Source organism: Reichenbachiella ulvae (assembly GCF_025833875.1).
GTDB classification, from domain to species: domain Bacteria; phylum Bacteroidota; class Bacteroidia; order Cytophagales; family Cyclobacteriaceae; genus Reichenbachiella; species Reichenbachiella ulvae.
Genome location: NZ_JAOYOD010000001.1, coordinates 5107665 through 5129874, shown reverse-complemented (window position 1 = coordinate 5129874; position 22210 = coordinate 5107665). Strand labels below are relative to the sequence as shown.

Here is a 22210-nt window from a genome sequence, read left to right as displayed (position 1 = left end):
CTTACCTGAAACTATTCAGGCAAACGGCACTAAATACAATAAGCATGAGGACATCAAAAGACACTAGACTGTTCATACCATCCACCCTACTATTTCTATTAATTATTTTCATACAATCCTGTGGTTCTACACAGGTAGAGGTCTCGGAGGAAGATCGATTTGTTAATGAACTACTTTCCAAAATGACTTTGGAAGAAAAAGTAGGTCAATTGCATCAAATCACCAGCCAATGGAACATGACAGGCCCCGCACCTAACAATGAGTATGCTAAAGCTCATGAAGAAAACTTAAAATCCGGAAGAGTTGGCTCCATGCTCAATGTAATTGGTGCAGAAGCTACTCTGAATGCTCAAAAGCTTGTTGTAGAAAACAGCCGCTTAGGTATTCCGTTGATTTTTGGCTATGATGTGATACATGGTTATCAAACCATGTTTCCGGTTCCTTTAGGGGAAGCCGCTTCCTGGGACCCCGGGCTTTTAGAGCTCTCAGCATCCATCGCAGCTGTAGAATCAGCTGCCGCAGGGCTTCACTGGACATTTGCACCTATGATGGACGTAGGTAGAGATGCACGATGGGGTCGTGTCATGGAAGGCGCTGGCGAGGATCCTTATTTAAGTAGTGTCCTTTCTGCTGCCAGAGTGCGTGGCTTTCAGGGTGAGGATTTGTCAGACAAAAACACCATTGCTGCATGTGCCAAGCACTTTGCAGGCTATGCTTTTGCCGAATCGGGAAAAGACTACAACACGGTAGATGTGAGCAACAGCACCCTACACAACGTGATCCTACCTCCATTTAAAGCGGCTACAGAAGCAGGAGCAGCTACCTATATGAATTCATTTAACATCATACAAGGGGTGCCAGCTACAGCGAACAGCTACATTCAAAGAGACCTGCTTAAGGACAAGTGGGGCTTTGAAGGGTTTGTGGTATCGGACTGGAATAGTATCGGTGAGATGATTGACCATGGAGCAGCTCAAGACCTTAAAGAAGCCGCTTCCAAGGCCTTCGCTGCGGGAAATGACATGGATATGGAGGGATATGCTTACGCCAATCACTTGCAGCAAATGATAGAATCAGGAGAGGCAGACACGGGCTATTTAGACGAAGCTGTATCACGCGTTTTACGTATCAAATATCGCTTAGGACTGTTCGAAGATCCTTACAAGTACTCAGACACACTTAGAGAGAAAAACACTCTCCTAAGCCCAGGCAACAGGGCTGCCGCATTGAAAGTTGCTAGAGAATCTATCGTGCTGCTCAAAAACGAAAACAGCATCCTACCCTTGAAGAAGGATTTGAAATCCATCGCAGTTATTGGTCCCTTGGCAGATGACAAAGATGCTCCCCTTGGTAACTGGCGAGCTTCCGCAATCAGCAACTCCGCGGTTTCATTACTGGAAGGAATCAAAGCGAAGATTGGTGATAACACTCAAATCAACTATGCTAAAGGCTGTGATTTAGTTACAAGTGAAAGAGGTTTTGCAGGTGAAATTAGTTTCAATACAGAAGATCGTTCCGGTTTCCCAGAAGCAATAGCTGCAGCAAAAAAGTCAGAAATCGTACTTTTAGCCATTGGGGAAGATTGCTACCAGTCTGGAGAAGGTAGAAGTCAAGCCAATATTGGACTTAGAGGTCTTCAACTTGAGCTCTTTGAGGCAGTTAAAAAAGCGAATCCAAATGTTGTCATCGTTTTGATGAACGGACGTCCGTTGGCTATACCTGAGCTGGATGAAGAGGCTACTGCAATTTTAGAAACGTGGTTCTTAGGTAGTGAATCTGGGCATGCCATAGCAGATGTATTGTATGGAGATCACAACCCTTCTGGCAAGCTCCCAATGACCTTCCCCAGAAGCAACGGACAAGTCCCGATCTACTACAACTACCTTAGCACAGGTCGACCAGGCCCAAAAAACGAGGTGTTTTGGTCACACTATACGGATGAAACCAATGATCCACTCTACCCATTTGGATATGGCCTTAGCTACACGACTTTTTCATATGACAAGATCACTGTTAACCCAAATGACAATGGTATGATCGTAAGCGCCATGGTAACTAACACAGGTGAGGTTCAGGGAACTGAAGTAGTTCAACTTTATATCAGAGATCTGGTTGCAAGTCTTCCAAGGCCGGTTAAAGAATTGAAAGGATTCAAAAAGGTTCAATTGATTCCAGGTGAGTCTAAAATGGTAGAATTCACCTTATCAGAAGAGAATCTGGGTTATTATGACAATGACGGCAACTATGTAGTAGAACCCGGTTTGTTCAGTGTAATGATCGGTGGAAACTCTCGAGATTTGATTAAAACCAACTTTGAATGGAATAAAGCTCCAAACCTATAAAAACTAAAAGCCATTCTATCCATTCGGGTAGAATGGCTATCTTTCCTTATCCCCACCTCCTTTACTCTGACCATTTATCTATTGCATTTGGGAGATTCACAGTGGCCAAAGTGAGTCTTCACATTTTAGTTTTGAAATAATAAAATCAGTTGCATGGTTTCATCTAGACTAAAATGAAAAAAACTACCGCTCTTTTCTCTATTCTATTACTTTTGGTTTTCACCTCCTGTAGTACACAGACAGACGAAGAACCCAAAACACAAACCGATCAAGAAAAAACACCTTCGGAAGAAGAAGACAATACTACTAACGAAAAAGACCCAAACGCTACTCCTATTGAAAGACACGGCGCACTACAAGTCAAAGGCAATCGCCTCACAGACAAGGATGGTGATGTAGTTCAACTGAGAGGAATGTCTTTGTTTTGGAGTCAGTGGCAAGGCAAGTATTTCAACAATAACACCATAAGTTGGCTAACAGAGGAATGGGGAATCGACATCATCCGAGCAGCCATGGGAGTAGATCATGGTGGATACATCGAAAACCCAGAAACAGAAATAGCCAAGGTAGAAAATGCAGTCCAGTCAGCCATTGACAATGGCATCTACGTCATCATCGACTATCATTCACATGAAGCCAGTAAAGACCCGCAATCCGCTGTAGCTTTCTTTGGCTTGATGGCCGAAAAATACGCTGACGTCCCAAATGTCATTTACGAGATTTACAACGAGCCCCTGGCGGACGACTGGAAAACCGTACTTTTTCCATACAGCGAAAAAGTTATTGCCGCCATCCGAGCTCATGATCCTGACAATTTGATCCTGTGTGGTACCAGAACCTGGTCTCAAAGAGTAGATGAAGTAGTAGAAAAGCCCTTAAATGATCCTAATGTTGCGTATGTTTTACATTTCTATGCAGGCACTCACACAGCTGACCTAAGAAAAATAGCAGACAAAGCAATGGTAAATAACTTATGCTTATTTGTATCAGAGTTCGGGGTGATCAATGCCGATGGCGATGGAGACATTGATTATGAAGAGACCAAATTATGGATGAAATGGATGGATGACAATCAGCTATCCTGGTGCAACTGGGCCGTCTCTGACAAAGACGAAGGAGCCTCTATATTCAAACCGGGTACTTCAGCAGAAGTAAAACCACTAGAAAGTGATCTGACAGAATCTGGCCTGTATCTAAGAAACATCCTACTAAACAGGAACTACGACAAACCATAAAACACAAAAAAACCGCTAGCAGTACGCCAGCGGTCATGTAATCAATTTCAATTTTCTCAGAGATTAACCTCCGATAGAGATTCGTTTGAACTCTGTTACAGTCAATCCTTTGCTAACACCATCAAGGTATTGAGCGATAGACTTTTTGTTATCTTTCACGAAATCCTGGCTCAACAAAGTATTCTCTTTGTAGAATTTGTTCAATTTACCAAGCGCGATTTTCTCAAGCATAGCCTCAGGCTTACCTTCTTGTCTTGCTTGATCTTTTCCGATTTCGATTTCTTTCTCTACTACAGTAGCATCTACACCTTCTTTATCAACAGCGATTGGGTTCATAGCTGCAATCTGCATAGCTACATCCTTACCTGCTTCAGTTACGTCTGCACCGTTAGCATTTTTCAATGAAACCAAAACACCAAGCTTACCACCCATGTGTACGTAAGGAACGATGGCTTCACCTTCCATCACTTCGTAAGCTACGATTTCCATTTTCTCACCGATCTTACCTACCATTTCGATGATTTTCTCGTCGAAAGTAAGGTCTCCAGCTTTCAATGCCTTCAAAGCAGCAATATCAGCAGGTTTGTTTTCGAAAGCAGCAGTAGCGATTGCATCACCCAAAGCGATGAACTCATCATTTTTAGCCACAAAGTCAGTTTCGCAAGTGAAAGCGACGATTACACCAGTAGTAGCATCTTCGTTAGTTTTCACGAAAACCACACCTTCGTTAGTCTCTCTATCAGCTCTTGAAGCAGATACTTTCTGTCCTTTTTTTCTAAGCAATTCGATTGCCTTGTCAAAATCACCTTCAGCTTCTGTCAAAGCTTTTTTACAATCCATCATACCAGCTCCAGTCATCTGACGCAGCTTGTTTACTTCTTGTGCAGTAATTGCCATCTTTAAATATTATTTTATGTTTTTACTTCTATTCTAATTTACCCATCTGATTCTTGAGAGAAACTTAGATGAGCGAGTCCTCCTTCGAGGAAGGACCTGCCAGCCGAACAGGCGGGCCTGCCTACCGGACAGGCAGGCTTAAACAAAAATTGAATCCCAGAACACCGGGATTCAATTTCTATATTTTCAAGACTATTTCAATCTAAGTAGGATTACTCGCCCTTCTCGTCAGCCTTAGCTTTTTCAGCTATTGCTTCTTTTTCCTTAGCATCTTCCTTGTCCTTCTTTCTTTCAGCTAGCGCCTCTTCCAACTCTTTACCAATATGATTGATAATTAATTGAATAGATTTGAAAGCATCATCGTTTGCAGGAATCGGGAAGTCAACCTGATTAGGATCAGAGTTAGTATCCACCATAGCGAACACAGGGATGTTCAATTTTTGAGCTTCTTTGATCGCGATATGTTCTCTCTTGATGTCCACTACGAATAGTGCTGCTGGAAGTCTTGTCAAATCAGAAATACCTCCTAAGATTCTTTCCAATTTCACTTTTTCCCTGCTGATCATCAACTTCTCTCTTTTCGCAAGATTCTTGAAAGCATCATCTTTCAACATCTTATCCATTGAAGACATTTTCTTCAAAGATTTTCTGATTGTAGCGAAGTTAGTCAACATACCACCTAGCCATCTGTCAGTAACATATGGCATTCTTAATTTTTGCGCTTCTTCAGATACGATTTCTCTCGCCTGCTTTTTAGTAGCGACGAACATTACTTTACGTCCTGATTTCACGATCTGCTTGAGTGCATTTGATGCTTCTTCGAGGCATTCAAGCGATTTATGTAGATCAATAATATGGATACCATTCTTCTCCATGAAGATGTATGGCGCCATTTTAGGATCCCACTTTCTCGTCAAGTGTCCGAAGTGGACACCAGCATCAAGTAAGTCTTTGTGCTGTAGTTTAGCCATTAAAAAATTTACTTATATAATAAAATATTGTATTAACGCTTACTGAACTGGAACGCTCTTCTCGCTTTTCTTCTACCTGGCTTCTTACGTTCAACCATTCTTGGGTCTCTTGTCAACCATCCTTCTTTCTTCAAAGGAGGTCTGTGCTCAGGATTGATGTCGCAAAGTGCGCGAGAAATAGCCAAACGAATTGCTTCTGCCTGACCTTTGTATCCGCCTCCAGATACATTTACTTTTAGATCAAAATTCCCATCTTCCTCAAGCAAAACCAATGGCTGCTTAACGATAGTTTGATAAATTTCGAAAGGGAAATACTCTTTGATGTCCCTGTTATTGATTTTCAAATCACCTTTACCAGGAGTGATATACAGCCTAGCAACAGATGTCTTTCTTCTACCAATGGTGTTTACTACTTCCATTCAGATTAAAGTTTTACCTCTTTAGGAGTTTGCGCTTCGTGCTTGTGCTCAGCTCCTTCGTATACATATAAATTGTTAAACAAAGCTCTACCTAATCTATTCTTAGGAAGCATGCCTCTTACAGCTCTCTCTACTAGGATAGTAGATGACTTTGCTTTCACTTCATTAGGAGTTTGAACTCTCTGACCTCCAGGATACCCAGTGTGAGACACATACTTCTTGTCTGTCCACTTTTTCCCTGTCATTTTTACCTTATCAGAGTTAACCACGATAACATTGTCACCGCAATCCACATTAGGTGTGTAACCTGGCTTGTGCTTACCTCTGATCATTTTGGCAACTTCACTTGCCAATCTTCCCAATACTTTTCCTTCAGCATCTACCACGACCCACTGCTTGTCCGCTGTGGCTTTATTGGTCATCGCTGTTTTATAACTTATTGAATCCACTGTTTTTCTATGATTTTTATAGTCAAAATCCTACTGCCCTCAAAAAGGGACACAAAAATAGAGGTTTACTTTTGAAAAAGCAAAGAGGATCAGGAAAATAGTCCGAATCACCCAAACTTCTCTATCTTATTCATTATCATATCCATATCCTTTGGATAATCGCATGTCACTGAGAGCGTTTTTCCAGCCCCGTCGACCAACTCTAAACTATACGCATGAAGTGCCACACGATCAAATAGCGGCCTTTCTTCTCTACCTTCTGCCAGTTTATAGTTCTTTTTCATTGCCGAAAGAAAGATCGGCTTTCCACTATAATAGGTATCCCCACAAATCGGGAATCCCAAATATCCCAAATGCACCCGGATCTGGTGTCTACGACCCGATACAGGTTTAGCCTCTACCAAAGTGTAGTTGCCCATATATTTTTTAGGACGAAAAAGTGTCACTGCTTCTTTGCCTTTGCGAGGATCAGTTTTTACCCGACCCGAACCGGCAATCCTCAGCGGCATATCTACCTGAATCGTCTCGTCCATAAATTTCCCTTCTACAAGTGCGTGATAAACCTTATCCACCTTTCTCTCCTCAAACTGAATCGCAGCATGCCTATAAGATTCCTCGTCTTTGGCCAGCAATAGTGCTCCACTGGTCTCTTTATCCAATCGGTGACACACAAAAACATCTGAATACTGCTCCTTAAATAAGGAAAGTATGTTTTGTGGATCACTCCTATCCTCCAAGGTGGATATAAAAGCAGGTTTGTTGATCACTATATAATGATCATCTTCATAGACTTTGATATCCTCGATATTGATGTTTTTAGACGCCTTGCTCATTGGAGCGCAAAGAAAGCCAATTACTACGACTTCCCACTATTGAGGCTTATACTTATCCAATCTAAAACTGAAGGTAGAACCTTGTCCTGGCGAACTCACCACCTTAATCTCACTCTTATGTGCCTCTACGATATGCTTTACAATAGACAGTCCAAGACCTGTACCCCCAATGGCTTTTGACCTACTCTTGTCTACTCGATAGAATCGCTCGAATATTCGGTTGAGATGTTCAGACGGGATCCCAATTCCATTATCCTTGACTCGAATATCCAGTTTAGAACCTGCCTCATTGAGAGAAACTTCAACTCTCCCACCTTCATCGGAGTATTTCACAGCATTTGTGATCAGGTTGAGCAGCACTTGATAGATGCGCTGAGGATCTGCTATGACCTTAATCTCTTCATAGCGCGGCTCATTCATTTTGAGGGTAATATTATGCTTCTCCGCATTGTCTTCCATCTGATCAAAAATCTCGTAGATCATTTCACAGATATCCACGGGCTCTTTTTGCATGGTGATGTCTCCTGCCTCCATGTGCGACACGGTGAGCAGATCCTGTACAAGCATATCCAAACCATCCAGGTTTTTAGCCGCCCGTTTCAAAAACTTCATGCGGTTCTTCTTGTCATCTATCGCACCATCCAGCAAAGTATGAACAAAGCCTTGGGCAGCGAAAATGGGAGTTTTTAATTCGTGAGACACATCTGCCAGGAATTGGCGTCTGAATTTGGCCAATTGCTTCAACTCTTCGATCTCACTTTGCTTGCCATGGGCATAATCGTAAATCTCCTGATGGATTTGATTGATCGAACTGTGACCGAATTTTTTATTAGGCTCTAGCTGGGAGAGATCATTGGCACGAATCTGTTCAAACATCTTATAGATGCTCCTCAACTCACGAAAGAAAAGAAACTCCAATACGACGTTGATCAGAATGTATCCCGTACCAAAAGACACAAAGAACACCAACCAATACGCATAGACCGGAATATCAGGCAACAGCAACAAACTACCTAATGCAATAGCAGCTATACAGCCTGACAGGATTATCGCAAGACCTCTGGAATTTAAAAGCATATCAGGATTTCAGAATCAGTCGAAATCGAACTTGTATCCGACCCCTTTGATAGTGGCAATATAGCCATCTCCGATCTTCTCTCTTACTTTTCTGACATGAACATCTACCGTTCGGGCCAATACATAGACATCCGTACCCCATATATTATATAGGAGTTCGTCGCGGCTAAAAACTTTACCCGGATGCTGAGCAAGAAAATACAATAGCTCAAATTCCTTCTTCGGTAATGAGAATTCTTCAGCACCTCTTTTTACAGTGTAGCTGTCTTTGTCTATTTCCAGATCTCCGGCAGAAACTTTCTCTACTTGATCTACTTCTTTCTTGGACCTCCTGAAAACCGCATTGATTCGGCTCATTAGGGCTCTTGGCTTGATCGGTTTAGTCAGATAGTCGTCAGCTCCATTCTCAAAAGCCGCTACCTCAGAGTACTCCTCCACCCTGGCAGTTAAAAAGATGATAAAACTATTAGCCAGTTCTTTGAATTCTCTCAACTGTCTACAAGTCTCCACTCCATCCTGTCCTGGCATCATGATATCTAATAGGACAAGATCAGGGACGAACTTCTTAGCCAGCTTCACAGCTTCCATCCCGTTTTCAGCTACTTCTACCTGATACCCCTCTTTTTCAAGGTTGTATTTCAATAGGTCAAGAATATCAACCTCATCATCTACAACCAATATTTTCTTATTTCCTGACATTTGTGTTTCTCACTAAATCCTTTGGATTAACCAAAGCTTAATAAATCCCTCAAAACTCACAATTTTTATTCAAATAATGAGCCGAATAAATAAGCGGTAACAAAATAGTAACATTAGGGAAATATAACGAAGCTATACCACTGACTATCAACTAGATTACTAATCCAATATCAGTAATACTAATTTTTTTAGCATATAATTTCGATTTATGTCTAAAACACTCTATAATTGCTAAAATATTTACCTTTTCAAATCTCTGAGATAAGAAAAAAATTGTGAAATTAGCTATAAATTACGTCTTCATTTCCACAACAAAACGACATCACAATGAGCGAAAACGCTGAAAAACAAAAAGCACTTCAACTCACCCTAGATAAATTAGAAAAGACCTACGGGAAAGGCACGATCATGAAGCTTTCTGATGAAAGCGTGGTTGATATCCCCGCCATCCCCACAGGATCAGTTAGCCTTGATATTGCATTGGGGATCGGCGGCATTCCGAAAGGTCGTATAGTTGAAATATACGGACCAGAATCTTCGGGTAAAACGACCTTGAGCATGCACTGTATTGCAGAAGCTCAAAAACAAGGGGGCATGGCTGCTTTTATCGATGCAGAACATGCTTTTGATAAATCCTATGCCGAGAAACTTGGGATTGACACTGAGAACCTATTGATCTCCCAACCAGACAACGGTGAGCAAGCACTAGAGATCGCTGAGCACCTAATCAGATCAGGTGCCATAGACATCATAGTGATTGACTCTGTAGCTGCCCTGGTACCCAAGGCAGAACTAGAAGGCGAAATGGGAGAAAGTAAAATGGGTCTACAAGCCCGACTGATGTCTCAGGCCTTAAGAAAACTAACCGGAGCTATCCACAAGACAGGTTGTTCATGTATATTCATTAACCAGCTGCGTGAAAAAATTGGTGTGATGTTCGGAAATCCAGAAACCACTACAGGGGGTAACGCTCTTAAATTTTACGCTTCTGTTCGACTAGACATCAGAAGAATCGGACAGATCAAGGAAAGTGCCGACAACATATTAGGTAACCGCGCCAGAGTGAAAGTGGTAAAGAACAAGGTTGCTCCTCCATTCAAAGTCGTAGAATTCGACATCATGTATGGAGAAGGTATCTCCAAAGTGGGCGAAATCATAGATATTGGAGTAGAGATGAACATTGTCAACAAGGCCGGTTCGTGGTTCTCTTACAAAGGAAACAAACTGGGTCAAGGTAGAGATGCGGTAAAAAATCTACTGCTAGACAATCCAGAATTGATGGAAGAATTAGAAATCGCCATCAAAAACAAAATAAGTGGAAAGACAGAAGAAGTCGCTGAGGCCTAAAGTCTCAACAACCACCACCATTCTAAGAGCAAGGCCTTCCGCCTTGCTCTTTTCATTTGAGGCCTACCAATAATATTCCTTGACGATGCTCATCGGGAGAAGCGAATTTTTATAATTTTGCGATTCAATTTTTTAAATCAAAAAAGGCATGTCAATATCTGCAAAGTATGACCCTTCGGAGGTAGAAGGAAAAAGATACCAAGAATGGCTGGAAAAGGGCTTTTTTAGTTCTAAACCTAATCCAGACAAGGAACCATACACCATTCTCATCCCCCCTCCTAACGTCACAGGTGTCTTGCACATGGGACACATGCTCAACAACACCATTCAGGATGTACTGATACGAAAGGCCAGAATGGAAGGAAAAGAGGCCTGCTGGGTACCGGGTACAGATCACGCATCTATCGCCACTGAAGCCAAAGTAGTGAACCTTTTGAGAGAAAAAGGCATCACAAAAGCAGATCTCACCAGAGAGGAATTTCTGGAGCATGCCTTTGAATGGAAAGAAAAATATGGAGGCATCATCCTCAACCAACTGCAAAGATTGGGAGCCTCATGCGATTGGGATCGCACCTTCTTCACAATGGATGAGAAGAACTCTAAGGCAGTCGTAGATGTATTCATCAGCTACTTCAAAAAAGGCTATGTATACCGCGACTACAAAATGGTAAACTGGGACCCCAAAGCCCAAACTACCATTTCGAACGAAGAGGTAATATATAAAGATGTAGACGCGGCGCTCTACTATGTAGAGTATGCGATCGAGGGCAGTGATAAAAAGGTAACCATTGCTACCACTCGTCCTGAAACTATATTAGGCGATACGGCTATCTGTATCAACCCGGAAGATGAGCGATATGCCCATCTGAGAGGAAAACGTGCGATCGTTCCTTTGGTCAATCGTAGTATTCCGATCATTGAGGACGAATATGTAGACATCGAATTTGGTACCGGTTGCTTGAAAGTAACTCCTGCTCATGATACCAATGACTATGACCTGGGTCAAAAACATAATTTGGAAACCATCGACATCCTAAATGATGATGGAACCATAGCAGATCAGGCTGGATTTTTCGTAGGACAGAGCAGAGAGGAAGCCAGAAAAAACATGTCTATCTGGCTAAAGGACAATGGCTACATGGCCAAGACCGAAAGCATGCGTCACAAAGTTGGGTTCTCGGAAAGAAACCCCGACACTGTAATTGAGCCTAAACTTTCGCTTCAATGGTTTGTGGATATGCAGAAGCTGGTGGGACCAGCCCTGGACAATGTATTGAATGACAACATTCAATTCTTCCCGGACAAATTCAAAAACACTTACAAGCACTGGTTAGAAAACATCAAGGATTGGCCTATTTCTCGTCAACTATGGTGGGGGCAACAAATCCCTGCTTACTACTATGGTGAAGATGGCGTGGCAGTTGGCAAGACCAAAGAAGAAGCTCTGGAGATGGCCATCAAAGACAGCGGCAATACTTCGCTCACTTTGGATGATCTAAAACAGGACGAAGATGTAGTAGACACCTGGTTCAGTTCGGCACTACTTCCTATATCAGTATTCGATGGTTTTGAAAATCCGAACAATGAAGAATTCAATTACTACTACCCTACACAGGTATTAGTCACAGGATGGGACATCATCTTCTTCTGGGTGGCCAGAATGATTATTTCGGGATATGAATTTGGGGATGACAAGCCATTCGAAAAGGTGTATTTCACCGGTATGGTTCGTGACCTTAAGAGACGCAAAATGTCTAAATCATTGGGCAACTCACCAGATGCCTTGGGTCTATTGGATCAATATGGGGCTGATGGCGTTCGGGTAGGAATGCTTTTGAGTTCCGCTGCTGGAAACGACCTGCTTTTTGATGAGAAGCTGTGCGAACAAGGTAGAAACTTCTCTAATAAAATCTGGAATGCCTTCCGTCTGATCAAATCATGGGAGATCAAAGATCAACCACAAGAAGCATCTGCTGCCATAGCCAACGAATGGTTTGGCAACCGAATCGATCAGGTATTGGTTGAGTTAGATGATCTCTTCGGTAAATTCAGATTGTCAGAAGCCCTGATGAGCACTTACAAGTTGGTTTGGGATGACTTCTGTTCGTGGTATCTAGAAATGATCAAGCCTGCCTACGGTGAGCCAGTAGATCAAAAAACTTATGACCAGGCCATTGCTTACATCGAAAAACTAATGAGAATCATTCATCCTTTCATGCCATTCTTGTCGGAAGAAATCTGGCAAAACCTGAAAGAAAGAGAGGAGAATGATTACCTGATAGTGGCAGAATGGCCAACAGCCAACGCTTTTGATGAGGCTATGATCAAGGCGACTACAGATAGTTTCGAAGCAGTATCTAATGTAAGAAACGCTAGAAACAGCTACGGCATCTCACCTAAGGAAGCGCTAGAGTTGAAAATTAAAGCGGTAGACTACAGTGCTCTTGAGAAGTTCTTTCCTGTAATCGAGAAGCTAGGAAATGTATCTACTATCTCTGAGACCAAAGACAAAGTAGACAACTCCGAAGGATTCATAATCGATCGAGACGAGTATTTCGTATTGCTAGGAGAGCATGCGAGTGCAGATGACCAAAAGGAGGAAGTAGAAGCTGAGATCAAACGACTCAAGGGCTTCCTCATAGGCATTGACAAAAAACTGAGCAATGAAAAATTCGTTAACAACGCTCCTGAGAAAGTCATAGCCATGGAGAAAAAGAAGAAAGAGGATACTGAAGCAAAAATCGCGATATTAGAAGCAAAGCTTTGATTTCAATATTCCACTCAAAAAAAGCCATTTCGAATGATCGAAATGGCTTTTTTTAAATTACTCCTATATCATATCTAACCTTATCAAAACCGACTCTTCGACTTTGAATTTATCAGGTCCTATCTTCTTTGCGATTTCACGAATTATAGAAGCTATCATTTTTTTACGTCCTAACTTCAGTCTAAATTCAGAACCGTCATTTACCTGAATACTTAATACCAACCTTTGTATAACAATTTGGCTAATTACCCACCCTCCAAAAGCTATTGATAAAAGACTCATCCCGAGCACAAAAGCGCCTCCTCTCCCTCTCATCATATTGTCAAGAATCTGCAGACCTCCTTCTTCAAAAAGCCTAACATTTAGAAGAAAAGGAACTATTAAAAATGGTAATGACATCAATAATGCCGGAACAGAATTCTTTACTAAGCTCCTTTTGGTTATCGAAACCATATTCACTTCTGAAAACGGAATGACCCTTGTCCCTTTTGGTCCGCTATAAATGTGAAAACCGGATTGAATTACACTAAAATTTTTAGACCTAAAGTCCGGCATAAACTTAAAACCTTGCCGCCATCAAAAGATTCAAATCCTTGAACCTGAGCCCAAATTTTTTGGATAAGTGATAATTGGTAATAAAACCTTTATAGGCATAAACCCCTTTCATGAACCACTTGTTTTCGAAAATCATCTCGTCAACTCCTCCGTGATTGGACATCCCCAGAAGGATGGGAGTAAATATATTACTCAACGCCTTTGTTGACGTTCTAGGGTATTTTGAGGCAATATTAGGCACGCAGTAGTGAATCACCCCATGCTTAGTGAAGGTGGGCTTATTTAGATTAGTTGGCCTGGAGGTCTCCACACATCCTCCTTCGTCGATACTTACATCTACGATGACCGAACCTTTTTTCATTCCTTTGACCATCTCTTCTGAGATGATCTTATCTAAATGTCCCTTCTCATTACGAACCGCACCGATCACTACATCCGCTTCTGTCAGTGCTTTTCTGAGCGCCACCTGATCGATGGTAGAAGTAAACACAGAAGCAGACAAAATATGCTTCAAACGATGCAGTTTGTACAGATGCCTATCAAATATCTTAACCGAGGCACCAAGCGCAATAGCTGTTCTAGCGGCATATTCAGTCACTGTGCCCGCACCAATAATCACCACATTGGTGGGCGGCACTCCTGTAATCCCTCCTAAAATAATTCCAGCTCCTTTGTTGTCCGTAGACATATACTCAGCGGCAATAGATATCACAGAAACACCTGCTATTTCGCTCATCGCACGAACGATCGGCAATCCACCAGCTTTATCTTCTATGAATTCGTAACCTACCGCAATGGCCTTCTTTTCGTTCAATAATTCAAGTCGGCTTTTGATGTCTTTTTCCTCTGCATGAATCGTCGAGATGATGGTCTGTCGATTGTGCATCCAGCTGATTTCCTTCACAGTGGGGAATTCCACCTTTACAATCATATCAGATTGGAACACCTCTTTAGTTCCAGTGGCCAGGTTAGCTCCAGCCTCAGTATATTCCTCATCCGAAAAATTGGCAGCCTCTCCCGTACCTGGCTCCACTATGACCTTATGCCCCTTGGCAGTCAGAGCTCCAACAGCTTTGGGTGTAAGAGGGACTCGATTTTCGTAGGTTGAGTTTTCTTTGGGTATACCTATGTTAAGTTTCTTTGCACCTTTTTTTATTTGTGCTAGTTTCTCTTGAGGATAGAGTTTAGATTCCTCTATCAGGGAAGTCATACTTTCGTGCATTTGCTCAGTCATCTGTGCTTAGGCTGATTGTTCTGCTATTATCTGAACCCAATTTAATATTTATTTTCAGGTTTTGATCAGGTAGCAAGCGAGGGATTTTCTCCCCCCACTCGATAAAACAATGTTTGCCAGAGTAAAAGTACTCATCTGCTCCAATATCAAATGCTTCATTTTCATCTTTGAGACGGTAAAAATCAAAGTGATAATACTCTTCACCTTTGTCATCTATGTAAACATTGACGAGCGAAAAAGTGGGACTACTCGTTTCGTCTATTACTCCCAGCTCTCTACAAATCTCTCTAATCAGGGTCGTTTTACCTGCGCCCATCTGGCCTTCAAACAACCACACTCTTCTATCTCCAGCGTATTCGATTACCTTTTGAGCCACCAACGGCAGCTCTGCCAGACTATTTAAAGCTATTTCCATCAATTCTTCGGTCTTAAATGAATCAGTGGTACAATCATCTCCTCCAGGGATATCCCTCCATGCTGAAAAGTATCCTTATAGTAGTTGACATAGTAATTAAAATTATTAGGGTAGGCCAAAAAATCATTCTTCTTTGCAAACACATAAGAACTCGATACATTAGGACGAGGCAGATGTAGATCATCTGGGTTTTTACAATTGAATACCTCTTTTGTATTTACATTCAGATTCTTTCCTACTTTATATCTCAGATTAGTATTGGTGTTTCGATCACCCACGATCTTTAGTGGCTTTTTTACACGGATGGTACCATGATCTGTAGTGATCACTACTTTCACCTTTTTGTCAGACAATATCCTTAGCAATTCCAGCAAAGTAGAGTGCTGAAACCAGGACATAGTCAGGGATCGGTAGGCTGATTCGTCTGGTGCCAATTCACGAATCATCTTCATATCTGTACGGGCATGAGACAGTACATCTACAAAGTTGTAAACAATGGCATTCAGATCATTGTTCATCAAGTTGTTAAAGTTGGACACCAATTGACGCCCCTGATTCTTTTGCAAGATCTTATTATATGAAAACGAAACATTGAGACCACTTCTCTTAAGATTTCGCTCCAGGAATTCCTTTTCATTATTGTTTTTACCTTCGTCTTCCTCTTCACCTACCCACAAGTCACTGTGCTTAGCGGCCATTTCGTCTGGCAACATCCCGCTAAAGATGGCATTTCTGGCATAGGCGGTTGTAGTCGGTAAAATCGAGTAAAAGGGAACCTCGCTTTCTATATTGTAAAATTCTGAAATCATTGGTTCCATCAGGTTCCATTGATCGTAGCGTAGGTTGTCAATTATAAATAAGAAAACCGGCTCACCCTGCCCTACTAAAGGAAACACCTGCTCTTTTAAAACTCGGTGAGACAAAAGTGGTTTTTCGATATTTGGATCATTGAGCCATGACTCATAGCTATCCAGAATAAACTCACTGAACTCACTATTGGCCTCATCCTTTTGCATATTCAGCACTTCGGCCATGTCTTTTTCCTCCGTCTCATCGATCCTTAGCTCCCAGTAGACCATCTTTTTGTAGATATCAATCCACTCTTGAAAATCCAGCTGATCATTGATATCCATACTAATGGTCCTGAACTCCTGCTGATAACTCATATTGGTCTGTTCAGAAACCAATCGCTTGTTGTCCAGGATTTTCTTTACTGATAGTAAAATCTGATTGGGGTTGAGGGGTTTGATCAAGTAGTCAGCGATTTTAGCTCCGATCGCCTCCTCCATGATGTGCTCTTCCTCACTTTTGGTAATCATTACCACAGGTATACTCGGGTAGTTCTCCTTGATCTGAGAGAGGGTTTCCAGCCCCGTCAACCCCGGCATGTTTTCATCCAAAAACACAATATCAAATGTATCATTTGACAAAGTGTCAAGCGCATCCGAACCACTATTGACAGGAGTTACTTCATAGCCTTTGTTGTTAAGAAAAATAATATGCGGTTTCAATAAATCGATTTCGTCATCGGCCCACAATATTTTATAATTACGCATAATATTTATTTACTTTTGATCGACTATTCAGTCTAGAGTTAAGAAATTCAAAATAAGAAAAATAGCGTCACTCTACCTATTAATCCCAGAGCATTTTGACTACCAATAAAAACAAAATCATCAACGATCCGGTTTACGGTTTCATTACCATTCCTAATGACCTAATTTTTGAGATCATTGAGCACGCTTACTTTCAGCGATTGCGACGCATCAAACAACTGGGATTGACCAACTTGGTATACCCTGGTGCGCTGCATACACGGTTTCATCATGCCATCGGCTCGATGTATCTGATGCAGCAGACCCTCCACAATCTTCGCACCAAAGGCGTGGAGATTTCGGAAAAAGAAATGGAAGGGTGTTTGATCGCCATCCTACTGCATGACATTGGGCATGGTCCCTTTTCTCATACCCTGGAGTTTAATCTGATGGATGGAGTCAAACACGAGGAGATTTCTTTGTTGTTTTTTGATCGTCTCAACCAACAGTTCAACGGCGCATTGCAGTTGGGGTTAGAAATATTTTCTGGACGCTACCCGCGCAAGTTCTTCCACCAGTTGGTCTCCAGTCAATTGGACATTGATAGACTGGACTATCTGAAACGTGACAGTTTCTTCACTGGTGTATCGGAAGGCAGCATTGGTTCCGAACGCATCATCAACATGGTGAACGTGCGAAACGATGAAATAGTGGTAGAAGAAAAGGGTATCTATAGCATCGAGAATTTCCTAAGTGCCCGAAGACTGATGTACTGGCAGGTATACTTGCACAAGACAGCTGTCAGTGCAGAAGAGATGCTGATCCAACTGATCCGCAGAGCCAAATACCTGACACAGCAGGGAGAAAAAGTCATAGCAACGCCAGCACTTCAGTTTTTTCTCGAAAGAAACATCGTGAGAAATGACTTCAATGAAGATCCTGAACTATTGGAACTGTTTGCCCTATTAGATGATAGTGACATATGGGGATCGATGAAATTTTGGAGAGATCATAAAGATTTTGCACTTTCTCATCTTAGCAAGCAATTGCTGGACAGAAAAATCTTCAAGATCATCCTGGACAATGAAAAGCCAGAAGATGAATTCATTCACAAAGTAAAGACTGAAACACAAAACAAAACAGGCATGAGCGACGAAGAAATGAGTTTCTTTTTGTCCTCTGGCAAAATCAGCAACTCGGCATACATCAATAGTGATCAAAAGATCAAAATCCTGAACAAAAAGGAACAATTAGAAGACATTGAGATCGCCACTGACCTACCTAATATCAAGGCGATGAGTAAAATTGTGACGAAACACTACTTCTGTTGGGCTCCCTCTGATAATTTCAGTTAGGCCAATTGGTCATTTTTTAATCTCATATTCATGCGCTTTATCAAAAAAGGCTAAATTTGCCGACTTAGAATCTTACAACCTAAGTATAAAATTTATTCAGAGAATGGAGAAGGAAACATCTACCGTACCAGCATACGACCCAAGTTTACCACCAGTATATGACATCAATGGTATCACAAAGATATTACCTCACAGGTATCCCTTTTTGTTAATTGACAAGATCTATCACTTGGATGACGTTCATGTGGCGGGAATCAAAAATGTGACCTTTAATGAACCTTTCTTTCAGGGACACTTTCCTGAGAACCCAGTAATGCCCGGTGTACTTCAGATCGAAGCGATGGCTCAAATCGGTGGTATTTTGGTATTGAACTCTGTGCCAGATCCAGAAAACTACTGGACCTACTTCTTAGGTGTAGAAGGATTCAAATTCAGAAAGATGGTACTTCCAGGAGACACATTGGACATCAAATGTGAGTTGCTTCAGCCTATTAAAAGAGGTATCGCCAAAATGAAAGGAACGGCTCATGTGAATGGTAAATTGGCTTCTGAAGGAAGCATGACTGCCAGCATCGTTCGCAAAGATCAATAATCGCGACTCCATTCTTTGATGGACGTCATCCTCCAAAATATCGGCAAGCGATACGCCAACAAAGAATGGATCTTTAAAGACCTCAACTATCATTTTTGCTCCGGTGAGAGAATTGCACTCACCGGCAACAACGGTAGCGGCAAATCAACCCTACTCAAAACCATAGGAGGCATGGTTCTCCCTTCTAAAGGGGAAATAGCATACAAGCTCGATGAGAATACCATTGCAGCAGACCAACTCCTTCATCACATTGCATTTGCCAGTCCTTATCTGGAACTAATAGAAGATTTTACCCTTCTTGAAATGGTCACTTTTCATTTCAAATTCAAAAAATCCAGAAACCAACTTTCATCTGAAGATCTGATCCAAAAGATGTATCTGGAAGGAAATGAAAACAAACACATCAAGAATTTCTCAAGTGGCATGAAGCAACGTCTCAAGCTGGGTCTTTGTTTCTACACAGAGGCGTCTCTAATACTACTAGACGAACCATGTTCTAACCTGGATCGAAGAGGATACGACTGGTACCACGAGCAAATAGAGAACCTACCAAAGGCCCCATTGGTGATCATTGCCTCCAATCAAGAAGAAGAATACCAATTCTGCAAGGAAATAATTCGACTCGGTTAACGTTCCAAAATTGATCTTCACTTCTCACTAAAAAATATTAGGTAGAGAAGGGAAAAAAATATATTTTTGGTACTGATCAAATAATTATTTCTAATTTTTAATCAACAACAACAACATGAAGAAGTATTTTAATTTTTTAACAGCAGCCCTATTCATAGGACTAACTGTATTATCTAGTTGCGGAAGCGACGATGGTGGTGGAAATGGAGAAAAGGAACTCGATTACTCCCTCCTCAATGGAACTTACAATGCCATAGCTCCAATCACAGTTCCATCTGGATCATCTAGTACAGCTGATGACTGGGCGGATTTCACAATTACGGTAACTGGTTCTTCAGCTACAGGTGGTAGCTTTACTACTACCGGTGGACCTACTGATACTGCATTTGATGTAGTTTGGCCTGCGCAGGATTCTTACAGTATCAAAACAGCTGCTTTGCCTTCAATTGTTTTCGTAAGAGAAAGCGATGGAGTAGAAATGGCGATCGAAGTAGATGCTAACGACAGAATCGGAGAAATCTCATTTGCCGTATCTGGATCAAGTAATGCTAGAACGAACGTAGTAGACGGTAGCTATGTATTCACAGTAGAGCCAGCTCAATAAGCGAATAAAGACAACTTTTTATAATTGATTACGAAAACCTCGAGGGTAGTGCCTTGAGGTTTTTTTATGCTCTTCTCAAAAGAGAAAAAGAAAGCCGCTGAATCAATGATCCAGCGGCTTTCTTTCTTTAATTTCTATTCTTATTAGTAGGCCCTTACAGTCACTCCTTTCATGAAATTCATAAAGGCTTTGTTTACCACCTTGTTACCTCCAGGAGTAGGATAGTTACCTGTGAAGTACCAGTCACCTTCATGATTGGGACATGCTACATGCAGATTATCAACCGTTTGGAACAAAACTTCCAGATCTGCCTTCATCCCTTTAGGCTTCACAATCTCCGTGACTTTTGCAGATATCTCCTCTTGCGTAAATGGATCATACAAAGCCTGTACATAGTTAGGCGCTCCTATTTTGTGCCCATCTCGCTCGCAATTGGCCAATGCTTCGTCCAGCAAATAGGACTGCCCTGTCTCCTCCAGCAATGCAAGTACCGCACGGAATGCCACAAAATCCTTCATTCTACTCATATCGATACCATAGCAATCAGGGTATCTAATCTGAGGAGCGGATGAAACAATCACCACTTTCTTAGGATCTAGTTTATCCAGCAAAGTCAAAATACTTTTTTCCAGAGTTGTTCCTCGCACGATCGAGTCATCGATGATTACCAGATTATCCTTGCCCTTGTTTACTACCTCGTAGGTGGTATCATAGACATTGGCAACCAGGTCATTTCTCTCTGAATCTCCAGTGATGAAAGTCCTCAACTTAGCATCCTTTATCACTAGTTTTTCTACTCTTGGACGGAAAGACAACAGATCATCCAAATCATCTGTACTAGGCTTTCCTTCCAGGATAATTTCTTTTCTTTTCTTGATCAGATATTCATCGATCCCATTCATCAGACCGAGATAAGAAGTCTCAGCTGAATTAGGAATGTAGGAGAATATGGTATTCTTTAGATCGAAATTGACTGCCTTCAACACCTTAGGTACTAACAGCTCTCCTAATTTCTTCCTTTCTCTATAAATATCCGGATCTGAACTTCGCGAAAAATAAATCCTCTCAAAAGTACAGGACTTCTTTGGAAGAAGCTTTTCGACAAACTGCTTCTCAGAAAACTCCCCATCCTTCTCAATGATCAAAGCATGACCAGGCTTGATCTCCTGTATATCATTGTAGTTACAGTTGATCGCAGTTTTAATCGCTGGCTTTTCCGAAGCGACTATCACTACTTCATCATCCGCATAATAGTAGGCCGGACGAATCCCTGCTGGGTCGCGCGCGACAAACGAGGCACCATGCCCCATGATCCCGCACATCGCATATCCCCCATCGAAATCCTTGAAGGATTTTTTCAGAATATTGATTACCTGTAGCTCATCTTCGATCTTTTGAGTAATCTCCAGGTTATTGTATTGATCTTTGAAGTGATCGAACAGAATTTGGTTCTCTTCATCAAGGAAGTGACCGATCTTCTCCATCACCGTCACGGTATCTGTCTTTTCTTTTGGATTCTGACCCAAATTGACGAGAATATCGAAAAGCTCGTCTACGTTGGTCATGTTGAAGTTACCCGCTACGACCAGGTTTCTACTGCGCCAGTTGTTTTGTCTTAGGAATGGATGGCAGCTTTCTAAGCCATTCTTTCCATGTGTACCATATCGAAGGTGACCCAACCATACTTCGCCTGTGAAACCGTAATTTCTTTTCAACCAGTCCTCGGAGTGATACTCTTCTTCACTCCCCTCTTTTCGAGCCTTACCGAATTTCTTCCCTACTTTCTCAAAAATCTTATTGAGGGGATTGGGATCAATGGATCGGTAGCGACTGATATATCGGTAGCCAGGCTCTAGCCCCAACTTAATGTTGGCGATACCCGCACCATCTTGCCCACGGTTCTGCATCTTTTTCATCAGCAGAAGGAGCTTGTTGGCGCCATAAAGGGGCGTACCATACTTGTCGATGTAAAATTGGAGAGGTTTTCTTAGTCGAATGTGGGCTATGCCACATTCATGCTTGATAGGATCACTCATTGCTCTGTTTCAAAATACAAAGTTACATGGATTCCATGTTAATATTCAATTATGATAGCTTAAATCAGGTAAGGTCCTTTTGTCATCTAAATACAATGATGAGTCAAAGTTAAACGCTTCGTCCAAGACAAGAAACCAATCAAGTCATAGATTCAATCCACTAATACCCACAATTTCAGCAGTAGAAGCCTGATTTACATGCTTCAACATGTATGTAG

General features: G+C 41.7%; 19 protein-coding genes and 1 pseudogene. 8 read left to right on the top strand and 12 right to left on the bottom strand.

Features of this window, described 5'->3' with window-relative positions:
• Positions 1-44 precede the first annotated feature (44 nt).
• Together bglX and N7U62_RS21160 are read left to right on the top strand one after the other, a co-directional pair.
• On the top strand, positions 45-2342 hold the full coding sequence (gene bglX, locus N7U62_RS21165; protein WP_264140111.1) for a beta-glucosidase BglX: 2298 nt from the start codon (positions 45-47) through the stop codon (positions 2340-2342).
• Positions 2343-2515: 173 nt separating this feature from the next.
• Positions 2516-3577: a glycoside hydrolase family 5 protein gene (locus N7U62_RS21160; protein ID WP_264140110.1), complete on the top strand. Its 1062-nt coding sequence runs from the start codon at positions 2516-2518 to the stop codon at positions 3575-3577.
• A gap of 63 nt (positions 3578-3640) precedes the next feature.
• Here the strand turns inward: N7U62_RS21160 and tsf are convergent, their stop codons facing one another.
• The 7 genes from tsf to N7U62_RS21125 all read right to left on the bottom strand — a co-directional run bounded on the left by tsf (position 3641) and on the right by N7U62_RS21125 (position 8922).
• A complete protein-coding gene (gene tsf / locus N7U62_RS21155) occupies positions 3641-4474 on the bottom strand; it encodes a translation elongation factor Ts (protein WP_264140109.1) in 834 nt (277 codons plus the stop codon).
• A gap of 212 nt (positions 4475-4686) precedes the next feature.
• Positions 4687-5445 (bottom strand): 30S ribosomal protein S2, encoded by a 759-nt coding sequence (gene rpsB / locus N7U62_RS21150; protein WP_264140108.1) that lies wholly within the window; start codon positions 5443-5445, stop codon positions 4687-4689.
• Between the two features lie 32 nt (positions 5446-5477).
• A complete protein-coding gene (gene rpsI / locus N7U62_RS21145) occupies positions 5478-5864 on the bottom strand; it encodes a 30S ribosomal protein S9 (RefSeq protein WP_264140107.1) in 387 nt (128 codons plus the stop codon).
• A 5-nt stretch (positions 5865-5869) separates the two neighbouring features.
• Entirely contained in the window at positions 5870-6313 is a 444-nt protein-coding gene (gene rplM, locus N7U62_RS21140) for a 50S ribosomal protein L13 (RefSeq protein WP_264140106.1), read from the bottom strand.
• A gap of 107 nt (positions 6314-6420) precedes the next feature.
• Positions 6421-7146, bottom strand: a complete 726-nt coding sequence (locus N7U62_RS21135; protein WP_264140105.1) for an RluA family pseudouridine synthase — start codon at positions 7144-7146, stop codon at positions 6421-6423.
• Between the two features lie 36 nt (positions 7147-7182).
• Entirely contained in the window at positions 7183-8223 is a 1041-nt protein-coding gene (locus tag N7U62_RS21130; protein ID WP_264140104.1) for a sensor histidine kinase, read from the bottom strand.
• A 15-nt stretch (positions 8224-8238) separates the two neighbouring features.
• Complete coding sequence (locus N7U62_RS21125; protein ID WP_264140103.1) at positions 8239-8922, bottom strand: response regulator; 684 nt, start codon at positions 8920-8922, stop codon at positions 8239-8241.
• Between the two features lie 327 nt (positions 8923-9249).
• On the opposite strand from N7U62_RS21125, the gene recA reads away from it, so the two are divergent.
• Both recA and N7U62_RS21115 read left to right on the top strand, forming a co-directional pair.
• Positions 9250-10269 carry a recombinase RecA gene (recA, locus tag N7U62_RS21120; RefSeq protein WP_264140102.1) on the top strand — a complete coding sequence of 340 codons (1020 nt, stop codon included), beginning with the start codon at positions 9250-9252 and terminating at the stop codon, positions 10267-10269.
• A gap of 148 nt (positions 10270-10417) precedes the next feature.
• Positions 10418-13036 carry a valine--tRNA ligase gene (locus N7U62_RS21115; RefSeq protein WP_264140101.1) on the top strand — a complete coding sequence of 873 codons (2619 nt, stop codon included), beginning with the start codon at positions 10418-10420 and terminating at the stop codon, positions 13034-13036.
• A 63-nt stretch (positions 13037-13099) separates the two neighbouring features.
• Here N7U62_RS21115 and N7U62_RS21110 read toward each other — a convergent pair whose 3' ends face one another.
• From N7U62_RS21110 to porX, 4 genes are all read right to left on the bottom strand, one after another.
• On the bottom strand, positions 13100-13489 hold the full coding sequence (locus tag N7U62_RS21110; RefSeq protein WP_264140100.1) for a hypothetical protein: 390 nt from the start codon (positions 13487-13489) through the stop codon (positions 13100-13102).
• A gap of 106 nt (positions 13490-13595) precedes the next feature.
• Entirely contained in the window at positions 13596-14825 is a 1230-nt protein-coding gene (locus N7U62_RS21105) for an alanine dehydrogenase (protein ID WP_264140099.1), read from the bottom strand.
• Entirely contained in the window at positions 14818-15240 is a 423-nt protein-coding gene (gene tsaE / locus N7U62_RS21100; protein ID WP_264140098.1) for a tRNA (adenosine(37)-N6)-threonylcarbamoyltransferase complex ATPase subunit type 1 TsaE, read from the bottom strand. The genes N7U62_RS21105 and tsaE overlap by 8 nt, the downstream gene beginning before the upstream one ends.
• Positions 15240-16796, bottom strand: coding sequence for a T9SS response regulator signal transducer PorX (gene porX, locus N7U62_RS21095; RefSeq protein ID WP_264140097.1), 1557 nt, complete (start codon positions 16794-16796; stop codon positions 15240-15242). The genes tsaE and porX overlap by 1 nt, the downstream gene beginning before the upstream one ends.
• Positions 16797-16891: 95 nt before the next feature.
• Between porX and N7U62_RS21090 the strand changes: the two genes are divergently transcribed.
• From N7U62_RS21090 to N7U62_RS21075, 4 genes and pseudogenes are all read left to right on the top strand, one after another.
• Entirely contained in the window at positions 16892-18130 is a 1239-nt protein-coding gene (locus tag N7U62_RS21090; protein WP_264140096.1) for an HD domain-containing protein, read from the top strand.
• Positions 18102-18722, top strand: a pseudogene (gene fabZ / locus N7U62_RS21085) (3-hydroxyacyl-ACP dehydratase FabZ); the annotation flags it as partial. The gene N7U62_RS21090 and the pseudogene fabZ, both read left to right, overlap by 29 nt.
• Positions 18723-18740: 18 nt before the next feature.
• Positions 18741-19352, top strand: coding sequence for an ABC transporter ATP-binding protein (locus N7U62_RS21080; RefSeq protein ID WP_264140095.1), 612 nt, complete (start codon positions 18741-18743; stop codon positions 19350-19352).
• Between the two features lie 115 nt (positions 19353-19467).
• The gene (locus N7U62_RS21075; protein WP_264140094.1) at positions 19468-19956 is read left to right on the top strand and encodes a hypothetical protein; all 489 of its coding nucleotides are present in this window, start codon (positions 19468-19470) and stop codon (positions 19954-19956) included.
• Between the two features lie 143 nt (positions 19957-20099).
• Here N7U62_RS21075 and N7U62_RS21070 read toward each other — a convergent pair whose 3' ends face one another.
• Positions 20100-21992 (bottom strand): amidophosphoribosyltransferase, encoded by a 1893-nt coding sequence (locus tag N7U62_RS21070; RefSeq protein ID WP_264140093.1) that lies wholly within the window; start codon positions 21990-21992, stop codon positions 20100-20102.
• Positions 21993-22210: the final 218 nt, after the last annotated feature.

Coding starts and splice junctions, on each gene's coding strand:
- N7U62_RS21110 (WP_264140100.1), bottom strand. CDS start 13,489: ATGGTTTCGATAACCAAAAGGAGCTTAGTAAAGAATTCTGTTCCGGCA.
- tsf (WP_264140109.1), bottom strand. CDS start 4,474: ATGGCAATTACTGCACAAGAAGTAAACAAGCTGCGTCAGATGACTGGA.
- N7U62_RS21135 (WP_264140105.1), bottom strand. CDS start 7,146: ATGAGCAAGGCGTCTAAAAACATCAATATCGAGGATATCAAAGTCTAT.
- bglX (WP_264140111.1), top strand. CDS start 45: ATGAGGACATCAAAAGACACTAGACTGTTCATACCATCCACCCTACTA.
- rpsB (WP_264140108.1), bottom strand. CDS start 5,445: ATGGCTAAACTACAGCACAAAGACTTACTTGATGCTGGTGTCCACTTC.
- porX (WP_264140097.1), bottom strand. CDS start 16,796: ATGCGTAATTATAAAATATTGTGGGCCGATGACGAAATCGATTTATTG.
- N7U62_RS21130 (WP_264140104.1), bottom strand. CDS start 8,223: ATGCTTTTAAATTCCAGAGGTCTTGCGATAATCCTGTCAGGCTGTATA.
- N7U62_RS21105 (WP_264140099.1), bottom strand. CDS start 14,825: ATGACTGAGCAAATGCACGAAAGTATGACTTCCCTGATAGAGGAATCT.
- N7U62_RS21075 (WP_264140094.1), top strand. CDS start 19,468: ATGAAGAAGTATTTTAATTTTTTAACAGCAGCCCTATTCATAGGACTA.
- N7U62_RS21115 (WP_264140101.1), top strand. CDS start 10,418: ATGTCAATATCTGCAAAGTATGACCCTTCGGAGGTAGAAGGAAAAAGA.
- tsaE (WP_264140098.1), bottom strand. CDS start 15,240: ATGGAAATAGCTTTAAATAGTCTGGCAGAGCTGCCGTTGGTGGCTCAA.
- N7U62_RS21160 (WP_264140110.1), top strand. CDS start 2,516: ATGAAAAAAACTACCGCTCTTTTCTCTATTCTATTACTTTTGGTTTTC.
- N7U62_RS21125 (WP_264140103.1), bottom strand. CDS start 8,922: ATGTCAGGAAATAAGAAAATATTGGTTGTAGATGATGAGGTTGATATT.
- N7U62_RS21070 (WP_264140093.1), bottom strand. CDS start 21,992: ATGAGTGATCCTATCAAGCATGAATGTGGCATAGCCCACATTCGACTA.
- rpsI (WP_264140107.1), bottom strand. CDS start 5,864: ATGGAAGTAGTAAACACCATTGGTAGAAGAAAGACATCTGTTGCTAGG.
- recA (WP_264140102.1), top strand. CDS start 9,250: ATGAGCGAAAACGCTGAAAAACAAAAAGCACTTCAACTCACCCTAGAT.
- N7U62_RS21080 (WP_264140095.1), top strand. CDS start 18,741: ATGGACGTCATCCTCCAAAATATCGGCAAGCGATACGCCAACAAAGAA.